The 19,705-nt window shown below is 71.7% G+C and carries 19 protein-coding genes and 4 tRNA genes; 6 read left to right on the top strand and 17 right to left on the bottom strand.

Annotation, left to right across the window (positions count from 1 at the left end; translation table 11 throughout):
- Positions 1–66 precede the first annotated feature (66 nt).
- Entirely contained in the window at positions 67–501 is a 435-nt protein-coding gene (locus tag FJ657_RS10410; protein WP_141163559.1) for a DUF1801 domain-containing protein, read from the top strand.
- Positions 502–504: 3 nt separating this feature from the next.
- Here the strand turns inward: FJ657_RS10410 and FJ657_RS10405 are convergent, their stop codons facing one another.
- From FJ657_RS10405 to FJ657_RS10360, 10 genes are all read right to left on the bottom strand, one after another.
- Complete coding sequence (locus tag FJ657_RS10405; RefSeq protein ID WP_141163558.1) at positions 505–777, bottom strand: putative quinol monooxygenase; 273 nt, start codon at positions 775–777, stop codon at positions 505–507.
- A complete protein-coding gene (locus FJ657_RS10400; RefSeq protein WP_141163557.1) occupies positions 774–1,262 on the bottom strand; it encodes a hypothetical protein in 489 nt (162 codons plus the stop codon). The genes FJ657_RS10405 and FJ657_RS10400 overlap by 4 nt, the downstream gene beginning before the upstream one ends.
- Before the next feature lie 40 nt (positions 1,263–1,302).
- The gene (gene dhaM / locus FJ657_RS10395) at positions 1,303–2,025 is read right to left on the bottom strand and encodes a dihydroxyacetone kinase phosphoryl donor subunit DhaM (RefSeq protein ID WP_141163556.1); all 723 of its coding nucleotides are present in this window, start codon (positions 2,023–2,025) and stop codon (positions 1,303–1,305) included.
- Positions 2,022–2,660 carry a dihydroxyacetone kinase subunit DhaL gene (gene dhaL, locus FJ657_RS10390; protein WP_141163555.1) on the bottom strand — a complete coding sequence of 213 codons (639 nt, stop codon included), beginning with the start codon at positions 2,658–2,660 and terminating at the stop codon, positions 2,022–2,024. Before dhaL ends, dhaM begins: the two co-directional genes overlap by 4 nt.
- Before the next feature lie 148 nt (positions 2,661–2,808).
- The gene (locus FJ657_RS10385; protein WP_255447257.1) at positions 2,809–3,657 is read right to left on the bottom strand and encodes a cytochrome c oxidase assembly protein; all 849 of its coding nucleotides are present in this window, start codon (positions 3,655–3,657) and stop codon (positions 2,809–2,811) included.
- Positions 3,658–3,960: 303 nt separating this feature from the next.
- Entirely contained in the window at positions 3,961–4,545 is a 585-nt protein-coding gene (locus FJ657_RS10380) for a hypothetical protein (protein ID WP_141163554.1), read from the bottom strand.
- Complete coding sequence (locus tag FJ657_RS10375) at positions 4,542–5,120, bottom strand: helix-turn-helix domain-containing protein (protein WP_141163553.1); 579 nt, start codon at positions 5,118–5,120, stop codon at positions 4,542–4,544. Before FJ657_RS10375 ends, FJ657_RS10380 begins: the two co-directional genes overlap by 4 nt.
- A 313-nt stretch (positions 5,121–5,433) precedes the next feature.
- Positions 5,434–5,505, bottom strand: a tRNA-Val gene (locus FJ657_RS10370).
- Between the two features lie 26 nt (positions 5,506–5,531).
- Positions 5,532–5,602: transfer RNA gene (locus FJ657_RS10365), tRNA-Cys, on the bottom strand.
- Between the two features lie 32 nt (positions 5,603–5,634).
- A tRNA-Gly gene (locus FJ657_RS10360) sits at positions 5,635–5,707 on the bottom strand.
- 154 nt (positions 5,708–5,861) lie between these two features.
- Between FJ657_RS10360 and FJ657_RS10355 the strand changes: the two genes are divergently transcribed.
- A tRNA-Val gene (locus FJ657_RS10355) sits at positions 5,862–5,934 on the top strand.
- Positions 5,935–6,038: 104 nt separating this feature from the next.
- Here the strand turns inward: FJ657_RS10355 and FJ657_RS10350 are convergent.
- The 6 genes from FJ657_RS10350 to FJ657_RS10325 form a co-directional block, all read right to left on the bottom strand.
- Positions 6,039–6,533, bottom strand: coding sequence for a PaaI family thioesterase (locus FJ657_RS10350; RefSeq protein WP_255447256.1), 495 nt, complete (start codon positions 6,531–6,533; stop codon positions 6,039–6,041).
- Positions 6,534–6,594: 61 nt separating this feature from the next.
- A complete protein-coding gene (locus tag FJ657_RS10345; protein WP_141163552.1) occupies positions 6,595–7,608 on the bottom strand; it encodes an ammonium transporter in 1,014 nt (337 codons plus the stop codon).
- Between the two features lie 205 nt (positions 7,609–7,813).
- Positions 7,814–9,082: an ammonium transporter gene (locus tag FJ657_RS10340; protein WP_141163551.1), complete on the bottom strand. Its 1,269-nt coding sequence runs from the start codon at positions 9,080–9,082 to the stop codon at positions 7,814–7,816.
- A 307-nt stretch (positions 9,083–9,389) separates the two neighbouring features.
- The gene (cydC, locus tag FJ657_RS10335; RefSeq protein ID WP_141163550.1) at positions 9,390–13,013 is read right to left on the bottom strand and encodes a thiol reductant ABC exporter subunit CydC; all 3,624 of its coding nucleotides are present in this window, start codon (positions 13,011–13,013) and stop codon (positions 9,390–9,392) included.
- A complete protein-coding gene (gene cydB, locus FJ657_RS10330) occupies positions 13,010–14,038 on the bottom strand; it encodes a cytochrome d ubiquinol oxidase subunit II (protein ID WP_141163549.1) in 1,029 nt (342 codons plus the stop codon). The genes cydC and cydB overlap by 4 nt, the downstream gene beginning before the upstream one ends.
- A gap of 19 nt (positions 14,039–14,057) precedes the next feature.
- Positions 14,058–15,668 (bottom strand): cytochrome ubiquinol oxidase subunit I, encoded by a 1,611-nt coding sequence (locus FJ657_RS10325; protein WP_141163548.1) that lies wholly within the window; start codon positions 15,666–15,668, stop codon positions 14,058–14,060.
- Positions 15,669–15,835: 167 nt separating this feature from the next.
- Between FJ657_RS10325 and FJ657_RS10320 the strand changes: the two genes are divergently transcribed.
- Both FJ657_RS10320 and FJ657_RS10315 read left to right on the top strand, forming a co-directional pair.
- Positions 15,836–16,207, top strand: coding sequence for a BlaI/MecI/CopY family transcriptional regulator (locus FJ657_RS10320; RefSeq protein WP_141163547.1), 372 nt, complete (start codon positions 15,836–15,838; stop codon positions 16,205–16,207).
- 9 nt (positions 16,208–16,216) lie between these two features.
- The gene (locus FJ657_RS10315; RefSeq protein ID WP_141163546.1) at positions 16,217–17,146 is read left to right on the top strand and encodes a M56 family metallopeptidase; all 930 of its coding nucleotides are present in this window, start codon (positions 16,217–16,219) and stop codon (positions 17,144–17,146) included.
- Between the two features lie 12 nt (positions 17,147–17,158).
- Here FJ657_RS10315 and zapE read toward each other — a convergent pair whose 3' ends face one another.
- A complete protein-coding gene (zapE, locus tag FJ657_RS10310) occupies positions 17,159–18,130 on the bottom strand; it encodes a cell division protein ZapE (RefSeq protein WP_141163990.1) in 972 nt (323 codons plus the stop codon).
- A 196-nt stretch (positions 18,131–18,326) separates the two neighbouring features.
- On the opposite strand from zapE, the gene FJ657_RS10305 reads away from it, so the two are divergent.
- Together FJ657_RS10305 and FJ657_RS10300 are read left to right on the top strand one after the other, a co-directional pair.
- A complete protein-coding gene (locus FJ657_RS10305; RefSeq protein WP_141163545.1) occupies positions 18,327–19,226 on the top strand; it encodes a sulfurtransferase in 900 nt (299 codons plus the stop codon).
- A gap of 12 nt (positions 19,227–19,238) precedes the next feature.
- Positions 19,239–19,682: a SufE family protein gene (locus tag FJ657_RS10300; protein ID WP_141163544.1), complete on the top strand. Its 444-nt coding sequence runs from the start codon at positions 19,239–19,241 to the stop codon at positions 19,680–19,682.
- Positions 19,683–19,705: the final 23 nt, after the last annotated feature.

Below are 19,705 nucleotides of genomic sequence, written 5' to 3'. Positions count from 1 at the left end.
GCGGATGTCCGGCGATCGAGCAGGATCCGAGAAGCGGTCGGGACGGAGCGGGCGCAGACTCGTCGCATGACCACCACCACGAAGTCCGGCTCGGCGGGATTCAGCGCCGAGGAGAAGGCGGCGATGAAGCAGCGCGCACGCGAGCTGAAGGCCTCGAGCAAGAAGGCCGACATGCTCGCCGCCTGCGAGGAGGCGATCGCCGGGATGCCGGAGCACGATCGGGTGCTCGCGCAGAAGATTCACGAGATCGTCACGGCGACGGCCCCTGCGCTCGACCCGAAGACGTACTACGGGATGCCGGCCTACGCGAACGCCGACGGCAAGGTCGTCTGCTTCTTCCAGCCGTCGGAGAAGTTCGGCACGCGCTACTGCACCCTCGGCTTCGAGAGTCCCGCGCAGCTCGATGACGGCGCGGTCTGGCCGACGCACTTCGCCCTGCTCGAGATCGGCGCCGCCGAGGAGGAGCGGCTCACCGCGTTGGTCGCCCGCGCCGCCGGCTGACCGTCACTCGATCGCGTAGCGGCGTTCGATTCCCGCGGTCGCCGCTCCCCAGGTGCTCTCCGCCACGCGCTGCTGGTGTGCGGCGAAGGCCCGCGCGTCGACGAATCGCTCCGCGACGTCCCAGGTCCGCGTGCCGGGGCGGCGGGTGACCTCGAACGCGAGACAGCCGGGTTCGGCGCGCGTGCGGCGCAGGTGCTCGGGCAGATGACGTTCGACCGCCGCCGCCTCCGTCTCATCGCGGCAGATGAGCAGCCCGGTCAGGGTCACGACTGTCATCCGGCGACCCGCGAGCAGGTGATCGTGCCCGACACCGTCACGGCCGCTCCCCCGGCGGGATCGTCGAGCTCGGTCGAGGCGAACGCGATCGACCAGACTCCGCGGTGCTCGCCCGCGACGACGCCGTCGAGCGTGCCGCCGCGCGAGAAGACGCGACCGTCCGGGAGCGCGAAGCGAGCCCCGTCGCCGTCGGTGATGGCGTAGCTCAACGAGGGCGCGTCGGTGCTCTGGCGCGGATCCGGGGTCGTCATCGCGGTCAGGCGGCCGTTGGCGACAGTGCAGGCGGCCGTGGTCCAGGCGACCGTGCCGCCGGCTCCCCCGGCGTACTCGATGCCGCCGCCGCCCGCGATCGCGACGCCGCCGCTCGCTGTCGGACTGCTCGACGGCGACGCCGAGCGGTGCGAGCTCGTCGCGGTCGCGACGCATCCGCTGAGCAGCGCCCCGGTGACGACAGCGGCGATCACGGTCACGAGCGGGCGGCGCATGCCTCCATCGTGTCAGGTCGCTCGAGCGCCGAGATGCCGGTCAGTCCTCGCCGAAGCCCGACTCGACGAGCGCGACGAGGGCGTCGAGGGCGGCATCCGCGTCGCGTCCTTCGGCGGTCAGCTCGAGCTCGCTGCCCTTGCCGCGCCCGAGCGCCATGATGCGCAGCAGGCTCGTCGCGTCGACGCCGTCCACCGTGATCACGGCCTCGAAGGCGCTCGCGGCCTTGACGAACTCGGCGGCCGGTCGCGCATGCAGGCCGCTGCCGTTGACGAGGGTGACGCGGCGGATGTGGACGTCGGACGACGTCGCGTCGGATCCCGCATCCGGGTCGGAACTCGCGACGGCGCCGGCGGCGGAGACCGCGTCCGAGACGTCGGCCGTGGCCCCGTTCGCGCTGGCCGCGGCCGAGATCACCGCGGCGCGATCGCCCCCGGTGCGCGCGGCGACGGCCGCGGCGACGGCGCCCTCGACGATCGGCGCGTCCGCGATCTCGACGCCCGCGCGGGCGCTGTCATCGAGGAAGTCGAGCGCCGTCTCCGTCGTCAGGATGGCCGAGCCGAGGTCGCAGAGCACGACGACGCCGTCGCCCGACTCGGCGGCCTCGATCGCCGCGCCGACCTTGTCGAAGCTCGTGCCGATGCCGCCCTCGTCGGTACCGCCGGCGGCCACGATCGTCACGCCGTCGGCCATCTGGCCGGCCAGCTCGACGACGCCCTCGGCGATCTTCGCGCTGTGAGAGACGATGACCAGACCGACGGTCACGCGGCGGCCGCCGCGTCGGCTGCGGCGCGCAGGATGAGCGTAGTCGACACCGAACCCGGGTCGCGGTGCCCGATGGCCCGCTCGCCGAGGTAGCTGGCACGGCCCTTGCGCGCGACGAGCGGATCGGTCGACTCGGCGCCCGTCTGAGCCGCGTCCGCGGCGGCGGCGAGGATCTCGGCCTCGCTCCGGCCCTCCGCCTGAGCTGCTGCCGCGGCATCCACCGCAGGGGTCCAGGCGTCGATCATCGTCTTGTCGCCGACCTCGGCCTTGCCGCGCAGCACGATGCCATCGCGGGCGGCGGTGAGGAAGGCGACGAGCGCCGCTCCGTCGAGTTCGGACTGGTCGGCGACGGCCTGCGAGCCCTTGAGGAAGGCGGTGCCGTACAGCGGACCCGATGCGCCGCCGACGGTCGAGATGAGCGTCGTCGCGACGACCTTCAGCACATCGCCGGGCGTCGCGTCGGCGGGCAGGTCGCCCGACTTCACGGCGACGGCGGTGAAACCGCGATCCATGTTCTCGCCGTGATCGCCGTCCCCGATCTCCCGGTCGAGGGTGATGAGCTCGCTGCGGTGCTCGCTGATCGCCTGCGCGCTGCGCGCGATCCAGTCGGCGACGAATTCCCTGCCCAGTGCCATCGGTCTTCCTTCCGCTCGGCTGCTCCGCCGGTCGCGATCAGCGTAGTGCGCGGCCGTGCTGCTCGGTCGGGATCGCACGGATGTGCGCGGCGGTCACGACCATCGCGGAGCGCCCTTCGGCCGCGGTCCGCCTCCCCGCCCGCGTGCCTCATCTGTCGGGCGCGGCTCGCGGACCGTGCAGGTGCTGCCGGGTGAGTTCGGCGAGCTCCTCGTCACTGAGCTCGTCGTAGCTCCTCGCCTCGCGCCGGTCGGAGCGGGCCCAACGGATACCGAGCACGATCAGGATCGGCACGTCGGCGACCTCGGCGATGAACCACAGCAGGTCGCCGGCGAGCTGCTGGTCGCGCAGCGGGCTCGGCCACCAGGAGGCGAGGGCCGCCGCACGCGGAACCTGGTCGAGCACGGCCGGCGTGATGCGCAGCACGATGCCGGGGATCGCGTCGATGATCAGCTCGACGAAGGCGAGCAGGAACTCGACGGTGATGAACAGCGACGTCCGCGCCGCGGCATCCTCGGCGATCGGCAGCACCATGAGCAGTCCGAGCATCGGGACGACCACGGTCAGCGCGTCCTCGGTCGCGGGCGAGGTTCGCGCGATGCCCGCCAGTGGCGTCAGGAACAGTGTGAACACCGCCGCGGAGGACAGCGTTGCGAACATGGCGTTGCCGAAGAGGCGCACGACGCGGCTCGCGAGCACTCGATCGAGTCGCGCCCGGCCCCGCTCCCCCGAGGCGGCACGGAGCAGCGCCAGCGGGCGACCCGCGGCGATCGCCGCAGGCACGACGACGAGCAGCAGCGCGACGCGGGTCGTGAAGGCCCAGCGAAGATCGGCGCTGAGCACTCCGAGCACGCCGAAGGAGACCGCCGCGAACGACCCGAGGCCGACGGCGACGAAGAGCGCTGTCGAGTGCAGCGGCCATCTCCCGCCGGCCCGAGCCACCCGCGCGACGCCGATCAGGTACGCCGCGGCGGCCACGACGATGACGGTCGCGGCCACGGGGTCGAAGCCCCAGATGCTGAGGAGGACGGGAATCGATGGCGTGCTCGCAGGCTAGGAGAGCCGCTCTGGACGCCGGGCGTGATCCGAGCGCGCTCGTCTGAGGAAGATCTCAGAGAGCGCGCGGATCGCCCCGGAGACGACGAAAGCCCCCGGCGAACCAGGGGCTTCATGAACTTCGAGCAAGCCGTCTCGAGCCATCTCGAGGAATCGGGGTGCGCGATACTGAGATCGCCCGCTTGCTGCTGCGCGACCGTCCTGACCTTCTCGGTTTGGCGGGTGCTGTCGGGTGCCCGACGACGGCTAGCCGAGCGGCGGGATTGGGTCTGGGTTTTCGATGTCGGGAATACCCTGCTCGAAGGCATTGTCGAGCAGCACTCTGGCGCGCTCGGTGAGCGCGTCCCCGGGATAGTAGTTGCCGTAGATTTCTTCGGCTTCGTCGGCGTCTCGGATGCCGAGCTTGGCGACGAGGGCGAGGATGTCGGCCATATCCCGGCGACCGCGGCGGTTGGCGGCCTGCATCTTCATCGCGAGCAGGGTGCGGTCGTCGGCGTACTCCACGATGATGCCGTCTTCGTCGAAGATGCTGATCCAGCCAGCCGGTTGCCCCATCCCGGATGGGAGGAACTGCGCTGCGGCGTCGTTGATCCAGTCGTCGGGCCAGCCGCGGCGGGTCGCCACAGTACGAGCGATGGTGAGCACTTCGTCACGGGGTGTGATGAGCGCGTCCACGTCGACTGTGGCTTCGCGGTGGGCGGAGTGTCCGAGCCAGATGGCGGCACCGCCGACGATGCGGATGCGTCCCCTCTGCTTCATGGCGCGCATTGCAGCGATGATGTCCTGGAGGCCGGCGATGATGTCGTCGCGGCTGAGTTCTCCGCTGCTCATGCGCTGGTCAGCTCTTTTGCGTCGATCCAGATGCCGCGGTTGCGGAATGAGTCGGGCACGTCGGCGGCGTCTGGGAGCTGGTCGTCGTCGAACTCGGCGGGGATGCGCCAGCGGTCTTCGGGGTCGCCCGAGCGGTTGGCGGCCCAGTGCGGGGTGGGCAGACCGGCGGCGCTGAGTCGCCAGTCGACGACTGCGGCTACTGCGGCGTCGTAGCGGGCGTCGATCGACGCGGGTTCTTGGGCGGCGAGCAGGATCCGGGTGAATGGGTCGGCGGCCTCGAGATTGTCCGCGATCTGAATGTATGACCGGTACGCGCGAGAGGTGTTGCCGGTGCTGACGGCGTCCGCGATGCGGTCGACGAGCTGTGCGACGGTGGCACGGTTCCCGAGGGGCGCGGCGATGACGGTGAGCCCGAGTCCGTTGGCGACTCGCTCGATGGTCGACGCTTGCGGGTCTCGGGTACCTGCAAGCAGGGTCGACAGGTTCGAGCGTGTCTGGCCGGTGAGCTCGGCGAGTTGGCTGAGCGTGGTGTGGCTGGTGGCCCGTGCACGGCGAAGGTCTTCGACGACGGTCATGGCTACTCCTCACCAAGGGCTGTTCTATGATCATAGAACAGCCCTTGGGAGTGTGCGCGGCATTCAAGCGGCCGGGGTGATGGCGAAACGGCCCGTCCCCATTCGAGCTGGGATTCGCGCCGCCTCGTGAGCCGAAGGCACCCGATCTGTCGCCTGCAGTGTTGTTCGCCGCCGGGCATCTTCCAGCTTCGCCACGCCGAGGAACTGTCTCGTTGCACGAGCTCTAAAGCCACTACGCAGGAATAGCGCGAAAATCGGCGCTTCAGAGGCCTTAAATAACGAAACTCCCCTGGAAATCCAGGGGAGTTTGGGGTGCGCGATACTGGGATCGAACCAGTGACCTCTTCCGTGTCAGGGAAGCGCGCTACCGCTGCGCCAATCGCGCCTAAACAGGCTATTCAGTTGAGAGCGAGGTGGCGACGGGATTCGAACCCGTGTAAACGGCTTTGCAGGCCGGTGCCTCGCCTCTCGGCCACGCCACCAGGTGGCCCGTTGGACCGCGAGCCTTCACTCGAGCGGATGACGAGACTCGAACTCGCGACCCCAACCTTGGCAAGGTTGTGCGCTACCAACTGCGCCACATCCGCATTTCCCCGCGGTTTCCCTCGGGGCGAGAATGACTGTACCCGATCCGCGGCGGGTGTCCAAAACGGGTAGACCCGGGCGTGTCGCGGACCGTGCGCACGCTGTTCACGCGGATGGTCGGGAACGGTCTCCGAGGTGTGGCAGAATCATCCCGACGGGCGATTGGCGCAGTTGGTAGCGCGCTTCCTTCACACGGAAGAGGTCATCAGTTCGAGTCTGGTATCGCCCACCGCAGTCGGTGACGACAGCAGGAAGGCCCCCGAGGAATCGGGGGCCTTCGCTCGTTGTCGGGGTGGCTGGTTCGATCCCGGCCCCTCGGAGGCGATCCGGACGTCAGCGGAGCACGAGCAGTGACGAGGATGCGGTCGCGACCGTGCGGCCTTCGGCGTCGACGGCCACCGCATCCACGAACACGACGCGGGAGCCGGCCTTCGTGACCGTCCCGGTCGCCGTGACCGGCCGACCGTCGGGCGCGACCGCTCGGAGATAGCTGACCTTCAGCTCGATCGAGGTGTAGCCGACCCCGGCTTCGAGCACCGAGTGCGCTGCGCATCCCGCCACGGTGTCGAGCAGCGTGCACACGAAGCCGCCGTGCACCGTGCCGAGCGGATTGAGGTGCTGCTCCCCCGGCGTCGCCCTCATCACGACGCGACCGGGCTCCACCGCGGCGAACTCGGCATCGATGAGCGACCCCATCGGCGGCGCCGGGAGGGTGCGATCCCTGAGCCGCTGCAGGTACTCCATGCCCGAGAGCCGTCGGATCTCCGACGCTGTCGTGCTCGGGTCGGTCCAGGTGACGGTCGTGCTGCGGAGGGCTTCGTCGCTCACCCGGCGATCTTCGCACCGGCGCCGGGCAGCGTGCCGGGCTGCGCCGTCGGCGGTCGTCCGGTCAGCGGCCGCGGCGGCGGCCGAGGACGGCGACGGGGAGCGACAGCGCGGTCGCGCCCGCGGCGACCGCGAGGGTCGCGACGAACTGCGACCCCGTGACGTCGGTGCGGGCGGCGAAGACGAAGCCGATCGCCGTGCCGAGGATGCCGGGGGCGACCATGCCGACCGCGCCGAGGGTCAGCGCCGTGACGGCGGCGCGAAGGGCCTCCGGCGCGGAGACGATGGCGCGGGCGTCGTGGGCGAGGGCGCCGACGCAGCCACCGACGAAGCCCAGTCCGATGAGCCACGGTGGCGTCATGGCCGCGGCTCCGGGAAGGATCACCGCCATCCCGGCCATCGCGCCCATCCGCAGCGCCCGTCCGGTCGTGGCCCGTACACCGCGCAGACGGTCGACGGTGAGCCAGCCGAGAGCGCCGAGCGCCGGCGCGGCGAGACCCGAGATGACGAGCCCGTTCGTGTAGTCGTCGACGTCGCCCTCGGCGGCCGCGAGCCACACGGCGAAGAGCGGGACCACGGCGAGACCGGCGACGAGGTCGATCAGCCGGCTGCCGCTGCCGTTGCGCAGCCGGTTGAGCCCGATGGTGCCCACCGAGGGCACGAGCAGGAAGCCCCCGACCGCGACGACGAAGGGCAGCGCTCCTCCGAAGTCCTCGACGACGCAGGACGTCGGCGGGCACGTCGCGACGATCCGCGCGGGCACGACGATCGCGAGCGGCACGATCACGGCGGCCCAGACGGCGACGGCGATGTGCTCGCGGACTCCGGTTCGGGGCCCGCGCGAGAGCGCGGCCGCGAGAGGCACGGCGATCGGCGCGGCGCCGCTCGCGATCGTGGCGCCGAACAGCGGGGAGATCCCGCCCAGCGCCGCGGCGAGAGCGGCCGTCACGAGCACCGCGAGCAGGCCGGCGCCCAGGGGCACCCAGAACCGGATCCGCACCGAGGCGCGGACGAGCAGCGTGCCCGCCAGAGCGAGCAGAGCGGCGGCGAGGATCGCGGCCGGCAGAGTCCAGATCATCGCCGCGACCTCCCGGTCATGACCCTAGGCGGGGCGGACGCCGCGGCCCGGCCGCGACGCGGTCGCGGATGCCGGACATCCGACGGGAAATCGACCCGCGACCCGCGACCCGCGCTTCGCGGTCGATCGCCGAGTCGAGCACGCGCGCACACGACGGCGCCCCGACTCCGAAGAGCCGGGGCGCCGGTGCAGGGAGAGCTGAGGATCAGCGCTCGGCGGTGAGGACGTAGCCCTCTTCGCCGTGAACCGCCTGGTCGATGCCGGCGACCTCGTCCTCGTTCTTGATGCGGAATCCGATCGTCTTCTCGATCACGAAGCCGATCGCGAAGGCCAGCACGAAGCTGTAGACGAGGACCGCGAGGGCGCTGATCGCCTGGACGGCGAGCTGGTTGAAGCTGCCGCTGAAGATCAGGCCGGTGCCGTTGGCGAAGATGCCGAGGTAGAGCGTTCCGATGAGACCGCCGACCAGGTGCACGCCGACCACGTCGAGCGAGTCGTCGAAGCCGAGCTTGAACTTCAGGTCGATCGCCAGGGCGCAGACGGCGCCGGCGACGATGCCGAGCAGGATCGCCCAGCCCGGGGTCAGCGCGGCACAGGCCGGGGTGATCGCGACGAGACCGGCGACGGCACCCGAGGCGGCGCCGACCGAGGTCGACTTGCCGTCCTTGATCTTCTCCACGACGATCCAGGCGAGCAGCGCGGCGGCCGGGGCGACGATCGTGTTGAGGAAGGCGACGGCGGCGACGCCGTCGGCGGCGACCTCCGAGCCGGCGTTGAAGCCGAACCAGCCGAACCAGAGCAGACCGGCGCCGAGGAGGACGAAGGGCGGGTTGTGCGGGGCGTAGGCGCCCTTGGTGAAGCCGACGCGCTTGCCGAGCACGAGCGCCAGGGCGAGGGCGGCGGCACCGGCGTTGATGTGCACGGCGGTTCCACCCGCGAAGTCGATCACGCCGACACCCAGCGGGGTCTGGCTGAGGCCGTAGACGATCCAGCCGCCGTCGACGATCGAGCCGTCCTTGCCGAGGGTGAAGTTGAAGACCCAGCTCGCGACCGGGAAGTAGACGATGGTGACCCAGATGCCGGCGAAGATCATCCACGCGCCGAACTTGGCGCGGTCGGCGATGGCGCCGGAGATGAGCGCGACGGTGATGATCGCGAACGTCGCCTGGAACGAGACGAAGGCGATCGGCGGGAACGCCGCGTCCTTCGGCACCTCGAGCTGGTTGTTCAGGAACAGCGCGTTGATGTCGAGGCCGAAGACCCCGTCGATGCCGACGTTGTTGCTGAACGCGATCGCGTAGCCGTAGACGACCCACAGGACTCCGACCAGACCGATCGCGCCGAAGCTCATCATCATCATCGAGATGACGCTCTTCGCCTTGACGAGTCCTCCGTAGAAGAAGGCCAGGCCCGGGGTCATGAGCAGCACGAGCGCTGCGCAGATGAGCACGAAGGCGGTATTGCCTTGATCCATCGTGTTACCTCTCTCACTTAGCAAGGAACGCACCGTGAGCCGGAGCGTCCGCCTGCAGGGAGCGGAGTGGCCTCGGGTACGCCGGTCAGTCTGACCAGTTGAGGTTTCGCCGGGGATGTCCGCGTGTTTCGCGTCTGTTACGTCGGGTGCATGGGCGTGAACATCGTGTTTCGAGACGCCGGGCTGGCGCTCCGCATCGACTGGCGGGTTGCGCAGAACCGGCCCGCAGCGAGCCGGCGTGACGACTCGGGGCGACCCGGGATCGCTCCGCACGACGGGACCGCGCGAGTGCGGTGCCGTCGTCGGCTCAGAGGACGAGCAGCGGCTGGCGGTGCGTCGCTCCGGCTCCGAGCGTCAGACGCAGATCTCCCGGCTCGGCGGCCCCGGGGTCGTGCGAGACCAGCACGACGATGCGCCCGTCGAGAGCGGAGCGCAGTTCGGCGAGCAGGGCGGATGCGGTCGCGGCGTCCAGGTGCGCTGTCGGCTCGTCGATCAGCACGACGTCGGCGCGGCTGAGCAGGGTGCGGGCGACCGCGAGACGCTGGCGTTCTCCGCCGGAGAGCGCCGCTCCCCCGGCGCCGACCCGCGTGTCGAGCCCGTCGCGGGCGTCGAGCACCCGGCCGAGTCCGACCCGGTGCAGCACCTCGATCAGCTCGTCGTCATCGGGGGCGTCGGCGGCGGGGCGACCCAGGCGCAGGTTGGCCCTCAGGCTGGCATCGAAGACGTGCGCGTCCTGGGGAGCCCAGGTGACACGCGGGCCCTCGTGCGGGGACGCGGGGTTCGCCGGCGCAGCCGTCGTCGGCGTCTCAGGGAGGAGGATGCGCCCCTCCTCGGGTGCCAGCTGGCCGAGCACCGCGCTGAGCAGCGTCGACTTGCCCGACCCCGACGGCCCGTCGACGACGAGCCATTGGGACGGCGTCGCGACCGCATCGAGACCGTCGACGACACGCGATCCGCCGGGCCAGCGCAGCGCGACGCCGTCGAGCACGAGCGCTGGCGATCCGTCGAGATCGCGCCCGGATGATGCCGCGATCGCGTCGCCGGCGGGCAGCTGGGCGTCGTGCACGGTCGTCGTCGCCGACGCGCGGCGCGTCGAGCGGGTGGGTTCCGCCGTCGAGCCCGTGGGCACGGCCGCGATGCGCCCCAGTGCGTCGACGAGCGCCGGAGCGCGCCGCGCCGCGTCGACAGCCGACTCCCCCGCCTCGATGAGCGCGAGCGGAAGCAGGGCGAGCACCGCGACGAAGGGGCCGGTGAGCGAGCCGGCCGCGACCGCGCGCGCCGACAGATCGAGCAGGAGCACGGTCGCGACGCCGAGGGCGGCCAGCACGACCGCGGAGCCGGCTCCCGCGGCGAACGATCCGCGGTGCTCGGCGCGGGTGAGGCGGGATGCCGTTCCCCGCAGTGCGGTCAGCGCCCGGTCGGCGAGACCGGCGGGCACGAGCTCGTCGGCGGCGTCGCCGGCCGTCGCGGCGCCGCGCAGCAGCTCGGCGCGTTCGACCTCGATCCGTCGGGTCGCGGCGCCGTCGGCGAGGAGCGTCGTCACCGGGGCGGCGACGAGGGCGAAGAGCGCGGCCGGGAGCGTGACGGCGAGGGAGTCCGGCAGCACGATCGCGGAGGCGGCGATCCAGGCTGCCAGCGACAGAGCGGCGCCGAGCACCGGGGTCACGACGCGGGGCAGCAGATCGCGCACGGTGTCGGCGACCCCGACCAGCATGTCGAGGGTCTCGCCCGAGCGCGTCGCGCGGCGGTAGCCCGGACCGAGCGCCGCGAGCGCCGACCAGAGCCGTCCGCGCAGGCGGGCCGCCCCGCGCAGCGCCGCGTCGTGGCCGAACAGCCGCTCGAGGTAGCGCAGCACAGCTCGCGCGATGCCGAAGAAGCGGACTCCGACGATCGCGACGAGCAGGTACATGATCGCCACGTGCTCGCCGGCGCGCACGATCAGCCACCCCGAGACTCCGGTGAGTGCGGCGGCGGAGGCGGTGGCGGCGGCGCCGAGCACCGCGGCGACGAGAAGGCGGGGCAGCTCGGGAGCCAGCAGGGTGGCGATCGCCGCGAGCCGCGGCCGGGATGCCCGGAGTGCGGTCTCGTCGTCGGGTTCGGCCTCGTGCGCCGTGGATATCGCACGATCCGCGGGCTGAGCCTGCCGTTCCCGCGCCGCCATCGCGGTCGGCAGCACCGCGCTCGGGGTGCCGGCCTCCGCACCGCGGGCGGCGAGCGAGCCGGGCTCGTCGGCCGTCGTCGCCGGGATCGCGGAGGCGGTGTCGTCGAGGCTCCAGCGCCGGTCGGCCAGCGCGACCAGCAGCGGGTCGTGGGTCGCGACCACCACGAGATGCTCGGCGGCCAGCTCGTGGATCAGCCCGCGCACCGTCGCGGCGCTCGCCGCATCCAGCTGCGAGCTCGGCTCGTCGAGCACGGCCATCCGCGCGCCGGCGTCGAGGCGCAGGGCGGCGCGGGCGACCGCGAGGCGTCGCAGCTCGCCCGGGCTGAGGGTCGCCGGGTCGTGCCCGAGAAGCGGGAGCAGACCGAGCCGCTCGGCCATCGCCCGGCTGGCGCCCTCGGCGCCGTCCGACCAGAGCAGCAGCTCGTCGAGCACCCGCGGTTCCGTCGTGCGCGGATGCTGGCGGGCGACCGCGGCGGGCGCGGGCGTCGTCACCTCGCCGAGAACGAGCGCCTCGGGCGCGAGACGATCGGCGAGCAGGGTCAGCAGGGTCGATTTGCCGCCGCCGCTGCGCGCCGTCACGGCGATGAGGCCCGGGCCGCGATGCTCGGCGTCCATCCGGGCGAGAGCCGGAGTCCGACCGACCGGAGGGTGCGGTGTGGTCGGGTCGTTCCGCTCGGCCTCCTCGCTCTCGCGGGGCTCGACGTACGTGACGCTGACGCCGGCGAGGCGAACGGCGGGCATCGCATCCGCATCGTCGAGTGCGACCCGGTGTGCGACGATCTGCTCCGGCTCCCGCCCGCCCGAGATGAGCATCCGGGCGCGGCGCAGCGCATCCAGCCCGTCCTCCGCGGCGTGGAAGGCCGATCCGAGGGCGCGGAACGGCGCGAAGCACTCGGGGGCGAGCACGAGCACGAGCAGGGCCGTCTCGAGCGGAAGCGCACCGCCGATCAGACGGATGCCGATCACGACCGCGACGACCGCGACCGAGATCGTCGCGATCAGCTCGAGCACGAGCGCCGAGAGGAACGCCGTGCGCAGGGTGCGCACGGTCGCCCGCCGGTGGCGCTCGGCGATCCCCGTCAGCGCCGTTCGCTGCTCGTCGAGCCGCCCGAGTCCGACGATGACCGGCAGGCCGCGCGCGAGCTCCACCAGGTGCGCGGCCAGCCGGTCCAGTGCCGTCGAGGCCCGCGCGACCTCGTCGCGCGTGTGCATCCCCACCAGGGCGAGGAAGACGGGCACGAGCGGCAGCGTAAGCACGAGGATGATCGTGCTGAGCAGATCCGCGCCGAGCACCCGCACGAGCACCGCCGCCGGCACCACCGCCACCCCCAGCGTCGCCGGGACGACGTCGAGGAAGTAGCGGTCGAGCTCGTCGAGGCGACGCCCCGCGAGCAGGGCGACCCGGGGCGTGTCGACCCCGGGCCGCAGCAGAGCGCCGAGCAGCCCGCGGCGCTGCTCGGCCTTGATCCCCGATCCGGTGCGGGCCGCGACGACGCGGGTCGCCCACTCGGCGACGATTCGCGCGAGGATGCCGCCGGCGAGCAGGAGCAGCGGCGCATCCATCACCGGCCCGGCGTCTCCGGCCACCGCCGCCGTGATGCCGCGGGCGAGACCTTCCGCGATCAGCAGCACGCCCGCCGCGCGCAGCAGCGTGAGCAGGGTGAGGCCGACGAGGCGCGGACGGTCGCGCAGCAGCAGCTCGCGCTGCAGCTGCGGATCCCGCCCGATGCCGGTCTCGGCACGGCGCGCGCGGTCGGCGGTGTCGCTCATCGGCGCACGGCGGCGACGACCGGATGCGCGTCGGGGATGTGGTGCACAGCGAGACGTCGGCGGAATACCCAGTACGTCCAGCCCTGCGAGGCGAGCACGAGCGGCACCCCGAAGGCGGCGACGACGGTCATGACGCCGAGCGTGTAGTCGCCGCTGGACGCGTTCGCGACCGTGAGCGAGTCGGCCGGGTCGAGGCTCGAGGGCAGCACGACCGGGTACACCGCGGTGAAGATCGCGGCGACGCCCGCCACCAGGAAGATCGCCATGCCGAGGAAGCCGATCCCGTCGCTCCCCCGCCGCGATCCGAGCACGCCGACCAGCGCGCCGGCGGCCGCGACGACGACGAGACCCCAGCTGAAGGGATTGCCGTCGGCGAGCTGCACCGCGACGACCCAGACCACGATGGGGATCAGCAGCGGCACGGTCGCGCGGCGGAAGAAGCGCCGCATCCGCGTCGACATCTCCCCCTCGGTCTTCAGCCCGAGGAACGCGGCCGCGTGCGCCAGGCAGAAGCCGACGACCGCGAGCCCGCCGACGACCGCCTGCCAGCTCAACCAGGTGAAAGCGCCGCCCACCCGGTCGCCGTTGGCGTCGATCGGCAGACCCGTGGTCGTGATCGCCAGCATCGCCCCCACCCCGAAGGCGGCGACGAAGCTCCCGAGTCCGAGCGCGACATCCCACGCCCGCCCCCAGCGCAGCGAGTGGTGCTTGCCGCGGTACTCGATCGCGACGGCGCGGAAGATCAGCGCGACCAGCACGATCACGAGCGGGATGTAGAGGCCCGAGAACAGGGAGGCGTACCAGAGCGGGAACGCGGCGAACGTGGCGCCGCCCGCGGTCAGCAGCCACACCTCGTTGCCGTCCCAGACCGGCCCGATCGTGTTGAGCATGAGCCGGCGCTCCTTGTCGCCGCGGGCGCTCACGAGCATGTGCATGCCGACGCCGAGGTCGAAGCCCTCGAGCAGCAGATAGCCGGTCCAGAGCACGGCGATGACGACGAACCAGAGGGTGGGCAGAACGTCCATGGTGTCTCTCCTCGCGCTCTCAGTAGGCGAACGACAGCACGCCGTCGTCCTGCTTCGCGGTGCGGGGATGCGCCCCGTCGTCGGGCCCGTCCGGGCCGTCGCCGTCGTCGTCTGCGCCGCCCGCGTGCGCCAGCTCGGGCATCGCCGAGGCGACCCCGCCGCGGATGTAGCGCACGAGGATCGACACCTCCACCACGAGCAGCACCGCGTACAGCGCGGTCAGCGTGATGACCGAGAACAGCAGCTCGCCCGCCGAGACACCGGGAGAGACCGCCGCGGCCGTGAACATGAACACGCCGTCGACCCCGTCGGGGTTCGGCGCCACGACGAAGGGCTGGCGCCCCATCTCCGTGAACACCCATCCGGCCGCATTCGCGCCGAAGGGGGCGAGGATGCCGAGCACGGCCAGGCGCATGATCCACTTCGAGCGCGGCACGGTGCCCTTGCGGGTCAGCCACAGCGCGACGACCGCGGCGAAGGCGGCGAGCCCGCCGAAGCCGATCATGATGCGGAAGCCCCAGTAGGTCACCGGCATGAGCGGCACGTACTCGATCGCCTCGCCGGCGCGCTCGCCGTAGATCGCCTTGTCGGGCAGGTGGGTGCCGTACTTCTGCTGGTACTCGCTGATGAGCGAGTTGACGCCCGTGATCTGGGTGTCGAAGTCGCCGTGGGCGAGGAACGACAGCAGGCCCGGGATCTCGATCAGGTTGGTGAGCTCGTCGCAGTCCTTCGCGCCGAGGTCGCCGATCGTCAGCACCGAGAAGCTCGTGCCGTTCTCGCACGCGGCCTCGGCGGCGGCCATCTTCATCGGCTGCTGCTCGAACATGAGCTTGCCCTGGATGTCGCCGGTGATCGCGACTCCCCCGAAGCCGATGATCGCGACGGCGGCGCCGATGCGCAGCGAGCGGATCCACACCGAGTGGTCCGCGTGGTCGCGGCCCGGCAGCTCGCGCGCCTCGCCGACGACGACCCGGCCCCGCGCATCCACCGTGTCGATGCCGTCCTGGCGCCGGCGCCACAGGTGGTACCAGCTGATGCCGAGCAGCAGCCCGCCGGCGACCCCGGCGGCGCCGCAGAGCGCGTGACTGTAGGCGGCGAGGGCGGTGTTGTTGGTCAGCACGGCCCACACGTCGGTCATGACCGGGCGGCCGTCGATCAGCTCGACGCCGACGGGATGCTGCATCCACGAGTTCGCGACGATGATGAAGTAGGCCGAGACGATCGAGCCGGCGACCGCGATCCAGAGCGTGGCGAGGTGGATGCGCTTCGGCAGCCGGCTCCAGCCGAAGATCCAGAGGCCGAGGAACGTCGACTCGAAGAAGAACGCGAGCAGCGCCTCCATGGCGAGCGGGGCGCCGAACACGTCGCCGACGAAGCGCGAGTACTCGCTCCAGGCCATGCCGAACTGGAACTCCTGGACGATGCCGGTGGCGACGCCCATGATGAAGTTGATCAGGTAGATCTTTCCCCAGAACTTCGTCATGCGCAGCCAGCGCACGTCGCCGGTGCGCACCCACTTCGTCTGCATGATCGCGACGACCGGGCCGAGACCGAGCGTCATCGGCACCATGAGGAAGTGGTAGACGGTCGTGATGCCGAACTGCCAGCGGGCGATGTCGAGGGGATCCATGCGCGGTCCATCCCGGATGTCGAGTCGTTTTCTACGGTGTGTAGAAGTCGCGACGCGGTCAGTGTAGGACTCTCGGCACGCACATTTCTACTTCGCGTAGAAAAATCCGCGGAACCCGGTATCGTGGATGACGCACCGGCACGACCGGGCCGGGAAGGCGAACGAAAATGGCAGCACTGGGAGAGCTCGAGCGCTCCGTCATGGACCAGCTCTGGAGCACCCCGGCGGGACTCACCGCCTACGACCTCGTCGACCTGCTGCCCGCCGACGCCGGCAAACGGCTCGCGCCGACGACCGTGCTCACGGTGCTCTCACGGCTCGAGAAGAAGGGCTTCGTGACCCGCGAGCGCAGCACCCGCCCGCACCGCTACACCGCCGTCGCGAGCCGCGCCGACCACTCGGCCGAGCTGATGCGCGACGTTCTCGACGGCGCCGACGACCGCGTCGCCGTGCTCGAACGCTTCGTCGGCCAGGTCAGCCCGGCCGAGGCCGACGCCCTGCGCGAGCTGCTGCTCGGTCGCGCGCGCGACGCGAGCTAGCTCCCGCCCGTGCTGCTGGCCTCGGCCCTGCTCGCCGCGCTCGCGGTGCTGCTGGCGGTGCCCGTGCCCATCCTGCTCGACCGCGCCGCGTGGCCGCGGCGCGCCCCCGCGACCGCGCTCGTGCTCTGGCAGGCGATCGCGCTCTCGGGCGGACTCTCGATGGTGGGCGCCCTCGCCACGTTCGGGCTCGCGCCCTTCGGCGACGACCTCGTGCACGCCGCCGGGCTCTTCCTCGTCGTCGTGAGCACCGAGAAGACCGTGCCGACCTCCGACGTCTGGCCGACGCTGGCCGTGGGCGCCGCCGCGCTGCTCGTCGCGCACCTCGTGCTGAACCTCGCGCTGACGATCGTCGTGAGCGTGCGGGAACGCCGGCGCCACCGCGATCTCGTGACGCTGCTCAGCTCGCCCGATCCGGGTCGCCCCGGCACGCGGCTGCTCGACGACCCCGCTCCCCTGGCCTACTGCCTTCCGGGCGTCGGATCGCTGCCGATGACCGTGCTCTCGCAGGGGCTCGTCGAGCTGCTCTCCGACGACGAACTCGGCGCCGTCGTCGCGCACGAGCGGGCGCACCTGGCGCAGCGGCACGCGCTCATGACGACCGCGTTCCGGGCCTGGAGCCTGTCGCTGCCGTGGTTCCCGATCGCGTCGCGGGCGCGAGCGAGCGTCGCCCGCCTGGTCGAGTACCTCGCCGACGACAGGGCGCGGGCGAGTCACGGCGCCGAGCCGCTGGCCCGCGCGATCGCCTTGGTCGGCGGCTCGGAGAGCACCGGACCCATGGAAGCCGGCGCGGCCGACCGCTCGGCGATCCTCGACCGGGTGCGCCGCGTGGGCCTCGCCCCGCTTCCGGGTGCCGCGCGCGTGCTCATCACCGTCGGCGCCGTCGCGCTCGTCGTGGTGCCGACCGTGCTGCTGCTCGGACCGGCGCTGCTCGACGGCTGAGCGCCGCCGGCGTCAGTCGCGTCCCGCGGTGAGGGCGACGAGGCGCGAGATCGCGCGCAGGTACTTCTTGCGGTAGCCGCCCGCGAGCATGTCGTCGCCGAAGACCTGGTCGAGCGGCGTGCCCGTCGAGAAGATGCGCACCTGCGCGTCGTAGAGGCGGTCGACGAAGGCGACGAAGCGCAGCGCGTCCGACTGGTCGGTCAGCGTCTGCACTCCGCGGATGCCGATGCCGCGCAGACCGTCGACCATCTTCACGTAGCGCGAGGGATGCACCGAGGAGAGGTGCTTGAGCAGGGCCGCGAAGTCGTCGGAGGCGACGTCGCCGTCGACCGCCTGGAGGCCCGCATCCACCCCCGCGTCGTCGAGGATCACGGCGCTGCCCTCGACCTCGCGGCGGCGGTAGTCGAGACCGTCGATGCGCACGATCTCGAAGCGGTCGGCGAGGGCGCTGATCTCGCGCAGGAAGTCGGCGGCGGCGAAACGGCCCTCGCCGAGCGCGTTCGGCGGCGTGTTCGAGGTCGCGGCGATGCGGGTGCCGCCCGCGGCGAGCTCGCCCAGCAGGCGGCTCATCATCATCGTGTCGCCCGGGTCATCGAGCTCGAACTCGTCGATCGCGATGAGGCTCGCGCCGCTGAGCGTCTTGACCGTGTTCTGGTAGCCCAGCGCGCCGACGAGCGCCGTGTACTCGATGAAGGTGCCGAAGTACTTGCGACCCGGCGCGAGCGACCAGAGCGCCGCGAGCAGGTGGGTCTTGCCGACGCCGAAGCCGCCATCGAGGTAGATGCCCGGGCGGGTCTCGGCGCCGCGACGGCGACGCGAGAACAGGCCGCCCTGGCGGGGTCCCCAGCTGGCCACGAAGGCGCGCACGCGCTCGACGGCCTCCGACTGCGACGGGTAGTCGGGGTCGGGGCGGTAGCTCTCGAGCGTGGCGCCGTCGAACTGCCGCGGCGGCACGAGCGACTGGGCGATCTCGGCTCCGGTCATCTCCGGGCTGCGGTCGCGCAGGGAGGGGAAGGACGTGTCGACGCTCACGGAAAGCACCTCGGATCGGACGGCTCGCAGACGGAGACGAGATTGCGAATCCTTACGGCACTCCAGCGGGCCGCCAGTCGCCTGGCTAGATTCGAGAACGGCGCCGAGTCTACCCAGGTGCCGACGCTCGATGCCCAGGAGGCCAGACATGTCCGTCGCCCGAGACGACTCCCCCGCATTCGCCGGCTACGCGCACCCCGAGCGCCTGGTCAGCACGGAATGGCTGGCCGAGCACCTCGGCGACGAGGGGCTGGTGGTGGTCGAGTCGGATGAGGACGTGCTGCTCTACGAGACCGGCCACATCCCCGGCGCGGTCAAGGTCGACTGGCACACCGAGCTCAACGATCCGGTGACCCGCGACTACGTCGACGGCGCCGGCTTCGCGAAGCTGGTCGGCGGCAAGGGCATCTCGCGGGACAGCACCGTCGTGATCTACGGCGACAAGACGAACTGGTGGGCCGCCTACGCCCTCTGGGTGTTCACGCTCTTCGGTCACGAGGATGTGCGCCTGCTCGACGGCGGACGCGCCAAGTGGGAGGCCGAGGGCCGCGAGTACACGACCGAGCCGACGACCCGCGAGGCCGTCGACTACCCCGTCGTCGAGCGGGACGACAGCGCCGTGCGCGCCTTCAAGGAGGACGTGCTCGCCCACTTCGGCAACCCGCTGATCGACGTGCGCTCGCCCGAGGAGTACAGCGGAGAGCGCACGACCGCGCCCGCCTACCCGGAGGAGAGCGCCCTGCGCGCCGGCCACATCCCGACCGCCCAGAGCGTGCCGTGGGGCAAGGCCGTCGCCGAGAACGGCACCTTCAAGCCGGTCGGCGAGCTGGATGCGATCTACCGCGACGGAGCCGGGCTGCAGGCGGGCGACGACGTGATCGCGTACTGCCGCATCGGCGAGCGGTCGAGCCACACCTGGTTCGTGCTCACCCACCTGCTCGGCTTCGAGGGCGTGCGCAACTACGACGGCTCGTGGACCGAGTGGGGCAGCGCCGTGCGGGTGCCGATCGTCACCGGGGCGGAGCCCGGCGAGGCTCCCGTCAAGTAGAGTCGGCGCTCGATGAGCGCTACCGAGCTGCCCCCGGCCCTGGCCGAGATCCGCGACGACTTCCTCGCGATCACGAAGCAGGAGCGACTCCAGCTGCTGCTGGAGTTCTCGCGCGACCTGCCGGCCCTGCCGGAGCGGCTCGCCGATCACCCCGAGCTGCTCGAGCGGGTCGAGGAGTGCCAGTCCCCCGTCTTCATCATCACCGAGGTGGATGAGGCGGGTCACGTGCACCTGCACGCGACGGCTCCGCAGGAGGCGCCGACGACGCGCGGCTTCGCCTCGATCCTCGCCCAGGGGCTGGACGGGCTGACGGTCGACGACTTCTTCGCGGTGCCCGACGACTTCCCCTTCGAGCTCGGACTGACCGAGGCGGTCAGTCCGCTGCGTCTGCGGGGCATGGTCGGCATGATCGGCCGCGCGAAGCGCCAGGTGCGCGCCGCGATCGCCGACTCCTGATCGCGTCGGACGAGAGCACCGCA

It is taken from the genome of Schumannella soli (assembly GCF_006517435.1).
Lineage (GTDB): Bacteria > Actinomycetota > Actinomycetes > Actinomycetales > Microbacteriaceae > Schumannella > Schumannella soli.
This window is presented reverse-complemented; position numbering and strand designations above follow the sequence as displayed.